General features: G+C 39.4%; 10 protein-coding genes. 8 read left to right on the forward strand and 2 right to left on the reverse strand.

What is annotated here, in order from left to right:
- Positions 1–7 precede the first annotated feature (7 nt).
- The 4 genes from DU508_RS17120 to DU508_RS17135 all read left to right on the forward strand — a co-directional run bounded on the left by DU508_RS17120 (position 8) and on the right by DU508_RS17135 (position 5,548).
- Positions 8–1,207: a hypothetical protein gene (locus tag DU508_RS17120; protein WP_147273653.1), complete on the forward strand. Its 1,200-nt coding sequence runs from the start codon at positions 8–10 to the stop codon at positions 1,205–1,207.
- A gap of 38 nt (positions 1,208–1,245) precedes the next feature.
- Positions 1,246–2,484: a hypothetical protein gene (locus DU508_RS17125; RefSeq protein ID WP_147273654.1), complete on the forward strand. Its 1,239-nt coding sequence runs from the start codon at positions 1,246–1,248 to the stop codon at positions 2,482–2,484.
- Positions 2,485–2,513: 29 nt separating this feature from the next.
- Positions 2,514–3,953: a hypothetical protein gene (locus tag DU508_RS17130; RefSeq protein WP_115403993.1), complete on the forward strand. Its 1,440-nt coding sequence runs from the start codon at positions 2,514–2,516 to the stop codon at positions 3,951–3,953.
- Positions 3,954–4,078: 125 nt separating this feature from the next.
- Entirely contained in the window at positions 4,079–5,548 is a 1,470-nt protein-coding gene (locus DU508_RS17135) for a hypothetical protein (RefSeq protein ID WP_147273655.1), read from the forward strand.
- Position 5,549: 1 nt separating this feature from the next.
- Here DU508_RS17135 and DU508_RS17140 read toward each other — a convergent pair whose 3' ends face one another.
- Positions 5,550–7,637, reverse strand: coding sequence for a tetratricopeptide repeat-containing sensor histidine kinase (locus DU508_RS17140; RefSeq protein WP_115403995.1), 2,088 nt, complete (start codon positions 7,635–7,637; stop codon positions 5,550–5,552).
- Positions 7,638–8,513: 876 nt separating this feature from the next.
- The gene (locus DU508_RS24210; RefSeq protein ID WP_262511029.1) at positions 8,514–8,639 is read right to left on the reverse strand and encodes a hypothetical protein; all 126 of its coding nucleotides are present in this window, start codon (positions 8,637–8,639) and stop codon (positions 8,514–8,516) included.
- 222 nt (positions 8,640–8,861) lie between these two features.
- Between DU508_RS24210 and DU508_RS17150 the strand changes: the two genes are divergently transcribed.
- The 4 genes from DU508_RS17150 (at position 8,862) to DU508_RS17170 (ending at position 12,177) form a co-directional block, all read left to right on the forward strand.
- Positions 8,862–9,707: an RteC domain-containing protein gene (locus tag DU508_RS17150; RefSeq protein WP_115403997.1), complete on the forward strand. Its 846-nt coding sequence runs from the start codon at positions 8,862–8,864 to the stop codon at positions 9,705–9,707.
- Positions 9,708–9,957: 250 nt separating this feature from the next.
- Entirely contained in the window at positions 9,958–10,311 is a 354-nt protein-coding gene (locus DU508_RS17160; RefSeq protein WP_024566644.1) for a helix-turn-helix domain-containing protein, read from the forward strand.
- A gap of 11 nt (positions 10,312–10,322) precedes the next feature.
- Positions 10,323–10,631, forward strand: coding sequence for a helix-turn-helix domain-containing protein (locus DU508_RS17165; RefSeq protein WP_002978404.1), 309 nt, complete (start codon positions 10,323–10,325; stop codon positions 10,629–10,631).
- Positions 10,632–10,716: 85 nt separating this feature from the next.
- A complete protein-coding gene (locus tag DU508_RS17170) occupies positions 10,717–12,177 on the forward strand; it encodes a DUF3945 domain-containing protein (protein ID WP_115403999.1) in 1,461 nt (486 codons plus the stop codon).
- Positions 12,178–12,182 lie beyond the last annotated feature (5 nt).

Consider the following 12,182-nt stretch of genomic DNA (forward strand, 5'->3'; position numbering starts at 1 on the left):
ACAAGCAATGAAACAATGGTTTTTTATCCCAATTATGCTGTTGGCAGGTATACAGGCATCGTGCCAGCAAAAGGAGCTATTTGATATGGTAGCATATACCGCTCCCAAAGGATGGCAAAAATCTGTAAAGCCAGGAACCCTCAGCTTTACCAAAGAAACGCCAAAAGGCTTTTGTATCATTACGCTTTACAAAGGCGTAGAAGCTGGTATTGATGCGCAAACCAATTTTGATATCAGCTGGCAATCGCTGATGCAGGAAACGCTGGGCACAGGCAAAGCCACCATGCAGCCAGGCAGCACAGATAATGGCTGGGAAAGCAGGATAGGCTCTGCCCCATTTGAAAAAAACGGTATAAAAGGGGCTGCAATTTTAATAAGCAGCAGTAAAAACGGTAAGCTGATCAATATTTCCAGTATGACCAATACCGATGCCTTTCAGAAAGAAATGGAAACCTTTTTCGGTAGCCTCGTTTTAAAAGGCGAAGCTACGAAAGCAAACGATTTAGGCCCAGACAATATACAGCGAAAAAACACAGCCGCTGCTGACAAATCAACAGGTAAACCTGAGTTATGGATGAACAGACGGATCGCTACTTCAATTTATGCGAACCCAAAAACGCTGGATGACTTATATCTTATCTATCCTAACGGCGATTATTTTCCGAATGTGCCTTATGAGGGATTGATAAACGTTAACAGATCGTTTCAACCAGAATCATGGGGCAAATTTACCATGCAGGGCAACAAAGGAAAATTTAAAAATAAATATGACGAGATAGCGGTTACAAAAAAATCGGATATCCAAATGGAAAAGGATGGGTATAGTTATGGCTTTTACAAGTTCCTGCCTGTGGATGGTCTGCGGATTGAAGGAGCATACACCCATGTGTCGTCCGATTGGGGCAAAGACCCTAAGCTCAATTACCTCAGCGATCCAGGATGCCAGTTTGTAATCCATTTTAAAAAGGATGGAACATTTGATGACAAGGGAATTTTTTCAACCAATAAAAACAATTGTATCGGTGGAAAGGGAACATACAGCATTGAGGATTTTACGATCACATTCAGGTACAATGACGGTAGGGTTGTTTACAGGCTATTTACGGCGCCGCCCACCAGAAACCCGGCTACCTATAATGAAGCATATTATATAGGACATACCGCTTATTATAAAAAAAATAATAACCTGCCTTACGGCGGACGTTAGAAAAATCATTCCATTATTCGATACATAAAAATACAAAAATGAAAAAGATACAATCGCTTTTTGCGGTACTGCTGTTCGTGATGTGCGGCAACAGCAGCCAGGCACAATCGAAGCGGGAGGCTTACGCCACTCTTGACATCGGCTGGATGAAGAAGATCGAATTTAAAACGCCGCCGCAACCGCTAACCAATCAAGACCGCAGCTATACGGCAAAACAGATCGGGTACGCCCAGCACATGCTTACCTGGATACAGCAGACCTATGCGCCGAAAGGAATGCTCGGCGATGCAAGATTGTTCGTCTTTGTACCTCCCAAATCCGAACCGGTAACGAGCAAATACTATGACTATAACGAAGCCGAAAAAAACAACCGCCGTGCCTTGCCCTATAATTACGGAGCTTACGCCAAGTTATCGCTCTTCCTGAAAAAAGATGCCAACGGAAAATTTGTACCAGAAACCGACCATCATATCAGGTGGCTGATAGAGGCCAACGGCTTGGAAACCATTTCGCAGCAAATAGTTTCGCTGTCTACACCCGAGGAATATTATTTTTTGATGCCGCGTTATGATATCGGATTAAAAGGTTCGCTCGACAAAACCTGGTATGCAGAGGCGGCGAAATTCCAGAATTTCAACAATCATCCAAATCTGAAAAATTACGACCACTATTACATCCCCAATGGTCAGGTTACCGCTGGGAAAGATGATTTTTATACGGTCATTATGACGAAAAACAGCCAGCCACTGCCCTTTGAGCAGGTTACCGTAGGCGAATTTATCAGGCAAGTGGAAAAGCAGCTTCCAATGATGTACCAGATAGCCATTAATGGGGGCAGCAAAGATATTGACCTGAAAGCACGGGCAAACAGAGGATTTCAGATCTTTAAAAATAAATTCAGCGCAAAGGCGAACGAAAAAGTGTATCTGCCAGAAAGCACACAACTCAATCTTTTTGATTTCGCCAATGCAGACGAAAACTCAACGTTTTCAAATTTTAAGACGGCATCTGGCACCTATCAAAACTGTGATGGCTGTTCGACCTTTTTTCCGTTGCTGAAACTAAAAAAAGGTGTGAAAGAAGCGAGTGCAACCAGCGAACCGCTATGGCTTGTTATCCGGTGGATGCCGCCGCTGACACGAACACTCGATGGCGACCGGCACTATATGGAAACTATCCTCAACCAGTTTAATTATGACTACGTCTATAATTATTTCTTTGGAAACAGGCCTACGCAGTCTTATCAGCCAATAAATTTCAATGCTTATAAAAAATAAATGATGTTTTCCCCTTAGTTAAAATAGAAATGAAAACGATAAAATTACTTTTACCCTGTACACCATTGGTTGTAATCCTTGCCTGCCTGCTGCTGTCGTGTAAAAACAATCCGGATGCTGGCGGAAAAGAAAAAGAAATTGATTTCTCAACACTCAAACCTGCTGTTACCCCAAAAGGAACAACCATGGGTACTATTTATACACAACAGATAGGAACTGATGGTGGTCGCGTGCAGTCGCCCGACGGACAACTCACCTTGGATATTCCTGCAGGTGCACTCAGTGTCAACACGACTATCGGCATACAGGCCATTACCAATGAAGCGCCGCTTGGTGCTGGCAACGGATTCAGGCTTAGCCCCGAAGACGTAAATTTTGCTAAGCCCATTACCATTACCATGAAATACGGGGCCGACCTGCAGCCTGGACTTTGCTGGATCGCAACACAAAAAAGTGACGGCACCTGGCTGGGCTACCGCAATACAATAACAGATGAAACTGCCAAAACATTGTCTGTGCAAACCACCCATTTCAGCGACTGGGTTACGGGCAAGTTAATAGATTTCCGGCTTTCGCCCCAAAAAGCTACTGTAAAAGTAAAAGGACAAGTACAGCTGTATGTAAACGGCTTTTCTAAAACCAAAGGCACACCACAGGAAGAGCTGGACGAACTGGCACCGCTTATCCCCATGTATCCAAAAGAAGTAGATGATGAAGACCTGGCGCCCCTGCCAAAGCTAACCGACCTGAGCACGAGGATGGAGCAGCTGAAGGGTTACAGACTGGATTTTAAAGAATGGCGACTCTCACCTACCACTGGGAAACTGAAGGCTCATGGTTCTAAAGCCACTTATACTGCACCAGACAAAGCCCCCAACCCCAATACGGTAAACGTATCTGTAGACATAGAGGCTACCCGTGAAAACAAAACCATAAAACTTATCCTGCTAAGCCAGATCACAATTATAGATAAGTATTATGCCAAATTTACCATCAACGGCGTGGAATCCGTATTTACGGATAGGGATATTTACACTGGAGGAGCTTATCAGCCAACCGGAAACATGGCAGCATTGTATGTGAGCAATAGCGGCGAATTCGGTGTGACGTTTACGCATGCAGTCGATCAAAAAACGGTATCGATAGCATCCGAGCATCCGAAAACCGGCAATATGGCTTTTGCAACGAGCAGCAATCCCGCAGGTACCGTTAGTATAATTTATCTTAAAACAGAAAGCACTGATGGTTACAGCAATGCTACAGATGAGCTGGTAAAAGATGGCAATGGCTGCAAAAACGGGAGATCCTCCACTGGATCGCTCACATTAACGGAATATAAAAACGAAAACGGAGCCATCGTATCCGGAAGTTTCAGCGGTACTATTTGGAATATGGGCGATGTAATGGCCTGCAAAAACAAATCGGTAAATATATCAGGAGAGTTTGTTATGCCCGTGAACAAACAATGAAAATCAATATGGTAAAGACTTAAACAAATTCATCCATTTTTTAAAAGCAGCAGCATAAACATAGGCCACTACCCATGATAAAAAATAAATAATGTTTTAATCCTTTAATTAAAATAGAAATGAAAATGATAAAATTACTTTTTACGTTACTACTGTTAGTGATAGGTAGCAACAGCCAGGCACAAGTTTTAAAAAAACTGAAAGAAAAAGCCGAACAGGCCGTAGAAAAAAAAGTAAACCAAACGATGGATAAAACCGTGGAAAAAGCTGTAAATAAAACTGCAGATGGTGTAGAAAAAGCTGTTAACAAAACAGTGGACAAAGTCACCACCAGTAAAGCGCCAAACCCAGATGCAAAAAACAGCCCGACCCAAAATACCGCTACAAAACCAATTGTAGATAATGAAGCCTTTGAAGATTACAGAACCGAACATTTTTTGATTAGCGGCATTGCTCCCCAGATCGGAGATCCGTGCGCAGCAAAAGAAGAATTGCAGGCCAAACCTGGTAAATACTTTACTTCCGATCAATATCCATGGCCATTAGCAAGGGCCGAATATTTTAAAAAGCTATCCACAACATCCGAAAAGGCAACGGGCAAGCAAGTGCTTAACCAGATCGAAAATCTCGAACAGCAAAGCCGTACTAACTTCACACTTGCCGGTGGCAATTGGGAAACCTATTACTCTACAGAAGGCTACCAATACGCAGGCAATGTAAGATTGGCAGATTATCGCTTCCAAACAGCCTTTCACGAATATCTCTGCATCAGAAATAAAGTGGAACGTAATAGTGAATATAACACGGTGCTAAGAGTTTACGTAAACAGCCTGCCGCTAAATACTTTGGATAGATACCTGTCTAACGCATTTAGCGATAACTTGGGTAATTATGCTTATAAGGATTGGAAAAACTTCAAAGCTGGTATAGCATCACCAAAAATTGAATTATTGAATTATTTATCTGCAAAAAATCAGGAGCTGATAGAGATCATTAATTCTGATAAGGGCTTCTGGCAGGATGTGCCAGAGAACGAAATCAGGAAAAACACCTACGAACATGTTTACCGCTATTGGTTTGTTAAAAAAGCCGACGTGCCGCTTTTACTACCCGTAAGCCGTAAAGAATATCTGGAAAGCCTGTTGGAATATTATGACAGAGAAGCGCTTTATCTGCCCAAAAGCACTAATTATACACTACAGTCGGCAGCGCAGCGGCTCAGGTATTTTGGCGATTTACCAGCTATTTTGGCCAACAAAAAAGCAATCGTAAACAAGGTTTTGAAAGAAAATTCAACTGAATGGCTCACTAAGCAGGCGGTGGTAAACGTGCAGGAAGACACTTACCTAAATCAAAAACAAAACCTACCGGAGTATAGCTCAGATCTTACTTTCCATAAGTTTTATGATAATGAAAAAGATGCCCGTTCTTTGTACAAATACAACCCAGCCTATTTTTCAGATATACAAAATACAGCCACTCCGAAGTTTATGAGCATCGCATTCCGTTATGTATCAAAGCCTGCCCACCTTCGGTTAATCAATAACTTTACCGATAAATTTGATGGGAATGCATGGTTAAGACTAATAAAGTGATTTAATTGGCGATTGGAAGTTTAACATAAAATGTTGTGCCCTCGTTTGGTTTGCTTTTGAACCATATCTTTCCACCATGTGCCCCTACAATTTGTTTACTGATTGCAAGTCCTAATCCAAAAGTTTCCTCTCCACTGGTGCCTGTTCTTTTAGACTCGGTAAACATATCAAAAAGGCCCTCTTTCAAATGATCCGGTATTCCTATTCCATAATCCTGAACTTTAATAACGATACCATCATTAGAATTTTCCATGCTTACATTTATTATCGATTTTTCAGGACTAAACTTAATTGCATTCGAGATCAGATTACTGATAACACGCCATATTTTTTCCCGGTTTAAGGCAAGTGTAGCCTGGACAGCCTGAAGTTTGAGTACTTGTTTCTTTTGTTCAGCCTTGAACCTTAAAAGCTCAATACAATAGCCCAACATTGCATACAAATCAACTGGTTCTTTTTCAAGCTCCCTTACAATTGTATTTACTTTAAGAAGATCATTAACAAGTTCAATAGACTTTTGCCCTGATGCCAGCATTAATTGCATAAGTGCCCTGCTTTCGGAAGATAATCCTGGATCTTCCAGGATCATAGCTGCGCCAACCGTAATCCCTCCGATTGGATTTCGTAGATCATGAGCAACCACTTTAAGTAAATTGGAATTCTGCTCCTGGCTTTCTTCCAATGATTTAAGACTTCTTTGGGTTTGTATATTTCTTTCAGCAAGCAATAAATTCCTCTTTTTTGAATTTTTCAGGTAATACATCACGAGCAACAACAGACATATCGCCAGGAACAGGATAATACCTAACGCAACAAGGAAAATGGTTTTCAACTCATTATCCTTATTGAGTAAAACAAGTTTATGCTGTCTTTCTGTATTCTTAAAAACCTCCTCCATATCGGTGTTCTTCAAACCTAGATTTGCAGAACTCGTTGAATCCTTAGTTTGATAATACCTCCGCTGGTATTCAAAAGCCCGATCATATTTTTTTAAACTCTGGAAGTTAAGTGATTTTAATTCAAGCCATTTTAATCTAATCGATTCCAATCCGAAGTTGTTAACTCCTCTTATGCTTAAAAACTGTTGAACTTCATTTAATAATTGATCTGCTTCTCCAAAACGCGAAAGCTTGATATAAAGGTTAGCAAGCTTAAGTTTTGCTGTTTGCGCATCTTGCTGTTCATATCTAACATGGTCGTTAATTTTTATACTTTCTTTTAAATTTTTTTCTGCTTCTATATAATTATTTAATTGCAAATTAACACCGCCAAGATTCCCTAAAACAACACCTCTAGCCAAAGTAGTGAAATGTTCTCTATCAGGGAAAACTTTTGCACGTTCCTTAATAATTTTTAAAGCCTGCTGATAATAATAAACTGCACTATCAGGCATTTTTAAATGTTCATAGCATAAGGCTATACTGTTAAGGTTACTTTGTGGATATAGAAAAGAATCATTAAAATCTCTGTTTGGTCCACAATGAAAGTTTTCAGTTAATCCTTGCTTATAATATTTAATCGCATTAATGTATTCTTGTTGCAAATACTTTACGTAACCCAGTTTGTTACTAAAGTGATAATAATCACAAGGTTCAAGATACTGATATGCAAATGCCCGGCCGTCATAATAACGCTTAAACGCTTCATAGAACCTTTTTTCGGCCATAAGTACTTCTCCTTGCGAGAAAAGGGCATGAGCATACTCTTTTTTATAAATTTGAGATTTGTCCTTTAAAACAAAAAGCATACTGTCTGCGAATATTCTGGCCTTTGCAGTATTGTGTTCAAAATTAAGATATTGGTTAACTTTGTAGTCATATTTTTGCCAAAGATCAGAAGGGCCAGGTTTCGAAATTTTCAGGTAAGCATTATCTATAAAAGCCTCAGCCTGCTTATATTTATTAGCGCGCAATAAGGTATTGGTACTATCCAATATCGAGTCAGTATATTTTTTATGATCTGCATTATCTGTAACATTTCCCTTACAGGACATTATAACCATACCAATAAAAATAAAAATAATCGGTTTAATGGGTTGTTTTAACTGATCAATTGATTTTAGAAAATAAATATTATTGGCGGGAATCATAAGCTTTCAATTTACATACTCTTAGCTAGCATATAAAAATTAGTATAATATAGTAAAGAATAAATAAAAATCTTTTAAAATCTTGTTAAGTTTCAGCATAAACCAGCTTTTATTCTATTAATGAACAAAAAGAATAAATATGCTAGCGCCCAAATTTTTGCGACCCATTATACGCATAAATGCCAATCATCATATCAGTCTTCGGAGTTAAAACAACCATGATGTGGTGGGATTATGCTACAAAATTGATAAATAAATTACGAACGCTAAAGGGTAACATTATCCTGATGTTGAACTTATCCCGAACTCAGGTTAACTTAAGGAGAAAACAAAAAATAATGTCATCCTTGGCGTAATCGAAGGACAAATTGTTTTTTCGATTATAGAAAGTTCTTTAGGCTACCATTGACGTGTTTTTATATTTTACTGTTAATCAAAATTTTAACTTAATTCTTAAAGAAATAATATCTCACAGATTTAAGAAAATTACGCAGACTTTATTTTTTATCTGCTTAATCAACGGCATCTGCGGGAAATTACCTGAGGAATCTCCACGTCATTTATGCTGTTTTTATGAAGTCTCTTATTCCTAAGACAATCGCCGTTATTCTGAACGCAATGGAGACCTGCGAAGCGAGCATGAGTACAATTGAAAATAACGTTATTAATGAAGAATTTCCAAGCAATGGAACACAAAAATTAATAAACAGCACAACTCCCTTACAAAAACAATTCAGCAGTAAACCAGATACAATGCCCTTAGGTCAGAGATTCATCATTGTGTTTAGAATGACAATTATTTTTTGTTTTTCACTAACTTAATGACATTGGATCCCGCCTTTACGGGAAAGACGTGTTAAGATGCCCAATTAGATTTTAAAATTCAGTTTTTTTACTAAAAAGATTAATATAGCCCAAAGTGGCTAATAAAGAGTAGTTTACAAGAACCGGAAGTGCTATCGGTAACGATTTAGTAATGGTGCTTACTGCACTCGCTTTCATTTGATTACCTTGTAAATCATTACTGCAAATCTAATAAAAAAAGGGTTAAGTCGGAGCATACTTAACCCTTTTTCTGCTTTCAAAATACCGTAGTTAAAAAATAAATCTTTCCCAATATGGGTTAATCTGTGGGATTGGGTTCAATATTATTTCCAAATTTTGGTATATCAACAATAGTTGCAACTCCGAAATAAGTAGTGCTAACTTCTAAAGAACTATACTATGGAAATCGTGTTGAGTAAAATACTATCGCAAATTCGGCATCAGGAAGGTAAATTGTCTTCTCAAATGATGCGAACTTCGGAAGAGGCTTTCAAAATGACCTTATTCCTTAATGAAATGTTGTGTTCTATAAAAGCTAAAGTCTTACAGACTGGATTTGCAAATGAAGAACAAGAAATAGATTTTTTTAAGAGTATCAAACCTCAAATCTTAGGGAAACTCATTTATTACAACAAGGTATTCCGCATTGAAACAACCTGCCCTGTGACCAATGGTCAAATACATCAAAGTTATTATGAGAACTTATTGAAAACTCTCAAATCAGAATACAAAGAAAGTATTTGCAATGAGGATTTTTACCGATATTACCGTGCGGACAGAACAGACCGTGACCGTAGCTATTTTAGGCTCGGACAAATCAATTACCACGACGGATTAAAAAGCGGTGTTTTTGAAATTGACCTTAGTTTTTCAACGTATTATGACAACAAGATAGCCCATATCATAGCCAATGAATTACTCTATACTTATATGCTTACCAAAATTAATCCCGAAAAAAATCCCGATACTATTCTACTGAATGGCGATGCGAACAAAGATATATCATGGACAAATTCTCAAAATGCGCTCATAGAACTTATATACGCTTTATATGCTTCAAATTCTATTGCATACGGGAAAATAGGCATCCGAAAATTAGCATTGATTTTTCAGGTGCTATTCCGAACTCCCTTAAATGACATACATCACTCTTTCCATCGCATGAAAACCCGAAGCGGTTCCCGAACGGCATTTTTAGACCAGCTTAAAAATTCCCTCGAAGAATATATGGACAAAGACCTTTAGCTAAAAGATTAGAAAGTAAAAGCAAAGCAGTACACGAAATGTACTGCTTTTTCTTTGCCCATATCTGCCAATTGGCAAATGTTGGCAAAGGCTATTCCCGAATAACCTAAACATGCTAAAAACCTTATTAAACAGGGGTTTTCATTATTGCAAAAATTTTCAAAAAAGTGCCAAACCAATGGGCAAGCATTGGCAGACAAACACTGCCATACTTCTGAATTTTGCCCTGTGAACATTAAACAACAGTGCTATGAATATTATAACGGTTGATGAAGAAGTGTGGAAGCACCTCAATGAACGGCTGAAAGCCATTAGCGAATACATCCTCAAACTGGAAGATACAAGCTACGATAGCTTGTGGCTCAACAATCACGAAGTCTGTCAGTATCTCCACATCAGCGAAAAGACACTATGGCGTATGCGCACCAACGGGCAAATAGCTTTTTCAAAAATGTACGGACAGTATTACTATACGATTGGTGCGATTAAGGAAATGCTCAACGCTAACGCTGTGCAGACGACCGATGAATATGTAGAGCAGCTTATGGCGAAAGGCAAAAGCTATATCGAAAAAGGCAGGAAGCTGAAATCAGGTAATAATTAAAGCGTACCCCTATGAATATTGACAAAATGGAATTTGTGGCGTGGATGGAACGCATAATGGATAGGCTTGACATTCTCGGTAACCACATAGACGATTTACAAAAGAAACGCAACAGTATAGACGGCGAAGAATTGCTGGACAATCAGGATTTATTGCAAATGCTGAAAATAAGCAACCGTTCCCTGCAACGGTATCGCTCCATAGGCAAGCTCCCTTATTATACCATCAGCGGAAAATTATATTACAAGCTGTCCGATGTGCATCAGTTCATCAGGGAAAGTTTTAACCCGCCTTTACCTAAACTGGATGCCAATAAGTGACAAACACTGCCTTTGAGTGCCACATAGTGCAAATCAGTGAAGGCTTCCTTTACATTCGACCGTAAAATTTTAAAATTTTCAGAATATGAGCGAAGAAACAACAAATAAACAGGAAATGCCCGAACAGCTTTCGGACATATTACTCGTACTGGATAAAGAGAAAATGAAAATCCAGGCGGTAAAGAGTATTGACGAAAACGGGAAAATGGAAACCGTTGACCCCACGAAGAAAAATCAAAACCAGTTTATGCGTGTGGATAAAAGCGGTGATTTCTTTTCCAACTTCTTTTCCAACTTTTTCAGCCAGTTAAAGAACCCTACAAACTTTACTTTCTTCAAAGTGCCTGCCCCGGTTGCTGCTGAAAAAGCGCAGGAACTGCAAAAGCACTTAGATAAGCCCACACCGGAGGGCGAAAAAGTGCTGAAAGAACACGAAGTGAAAGCAGAACCCCAACCTGATAAAAAACAAGAAAATCAAAAAAATATGGCAACAGCACAAACAACAACGGACACCAGCGAATACCGCTACAAGCCGGAGCAGATTGATTGGGACACAATGAAAAACCTCGGATTAAGCAAGGAATATCTTGAAAAAAGAAACCTGCTCGACCCTTTGCTGCGAGGTTACAAAACCAATGAACTTTTACCGATAGGCATTAACCTCGGTGGTTCTATCCTCCGTACGGATGCCCGCCTGTCTTTACAGCAGGCGGAAGACGGCAATGTTATCGTGGCAATACACGGTATCAAAAAAGAACCTAACCTGCACTTTGAGTTTTTCGGTCACAAGTTTACGGATGAAGACAAGAAAAACCTGCTCGAAACGGGCAATATGGGGCGTGTGGTCAATTTGGTACATTCCAAAACAGGCGAACTGATGCCATCCATTATCAGCATTGACAGGCTGACCAATGATGTGATTGCATTACGAACGGAATTTATCAAAATTCCCGATGAAATTAAAGGTGTAAAGCTGAATGAGGAACAAAAGCAAACTTTAATGGAGGGCAAGCCGCTTTATTTAGAGGGTATGATTTCCACGAAAGGAAATGAGTTTTCGGCAACGGTACAATTCAATGCGGACAAACGATACGTTGAGTTCCTGTTTGACAGGAGCAACAATAATCAGCAAGCGCAAAAGAACCAACAAAACACTGGGCAAAGCAACCAGCAAAGCCAAACGCAGGATGCTCCAAGAACTTTCAGGGGCAAAGAACTCGATGATGAGCAGTACAACAAGTTCAAAGCCGGACAAACCATATACGTTGAACTGAAAGACAAAAAAGACCAACCGTATAAGGGGTATATCACTTTTGACAAAGATACCGGAAAGACCAAATTCGAGTTTCCGGGTCAATATAAAGCACGAGTAGAACCTGCCGAAAGCCATAAAACACAGACTGCCGTCAATTCGGAAGGGAAAACCAACGAAGCTACCAAGAATGTCCAAGAGCCTTTGAAGTCCGGGCAGCAAAGACCTAAAAACGAAAAGCAGCAGGAACAACAGGACAATAAGCCTGCAAAATCCAAAGGCAGAAAAATGTAATACAG

This window comes from Pedobacter chinensis (assembly GCF_003339865.1).
In the GTDB taxonomy this organism is placed as follows: Bacteria; Bacteroidota; Bacteroidia; order Sphingobacteriales; family Sphingobacteriaceae; genus Pedobacter; species Pedobacter chinensis.

What these genes read in the sequence shown, in the direction of transcription:
- DU508_RS17160 (WP_024566644.1), top strand. Translation starts at nt 9,958, where the DNA reads ATGAATATTATAACGGTTGATGAAGAAGTGTGGAAGCACCTCAATGAA.
- DU508_RS17165 (WP_002978404.1), top strand. Translation starts at nt 10,323, where the DNA reads ATGAATATTGACAAAATGGAATTTGTGGCGTGGATGGAACGCATAATG.
- DU508_RS17125 (WP_147273654.1), top strand. Translation starts at nt 1,246, where the DNA reads ATGAAAAAGATACAATCGCTTTTTGCGGTACTGCTGTTCGTGATGTGC.
- DU508_RS17120 (WP_147273653.1), top strand. Translation starts at nt 8, where the DNA reads ATGAAACAATGGTTTTTTATCCCAATTATGCTGTTGGCAGGTATACAG.
- DU508_RS17135 (WP_147273655.1), top strand. Translation starts at nt 4,079, where the DNA reads ATGATAAAATTACTTTTTACGTTACTACTGTTAGTGATAGGTAGCAAC.
- DU508_RS17150 (WP_115403997.1), top strand. Translation starts at nt 8,862, where the DNA reads ATGGAAATCGTGTTGAGTAAAATACTATCGCAAATTCGGCATCAGGAA.
- DU508_RS17140 (WP_115403995.1), bottom strand. Translation starts at nt 7,637, where the DNA reads ATGATTCCCGCCAATAATATTTATTTTCTAAAATCAATTGATCAGTTA.
- DU508_RS24210 (WP_262511029.1), bottom strand. Translation starts at nt 8,639, where the DNA reads ATGAAAGCGAGTGCAGTAAGCACCATTACTAAATCGTTACCGATAGCA.
- DU508_RS17130 (WP_115403993.1), top strand. Translation starts at nt 2,514, where the DNA reads ATGAAAACGATAAAATTACTTTTACCCTGTACACCATTGGTTGTAATC.
- DU508_RS17170 (WP_115403999.1), top strand. Translation starts at nt 10,717, where the DNA reads ATGAGCGAAGAAACAACAAATAAACAGGAAATGCCCGAACAGCTTTCG.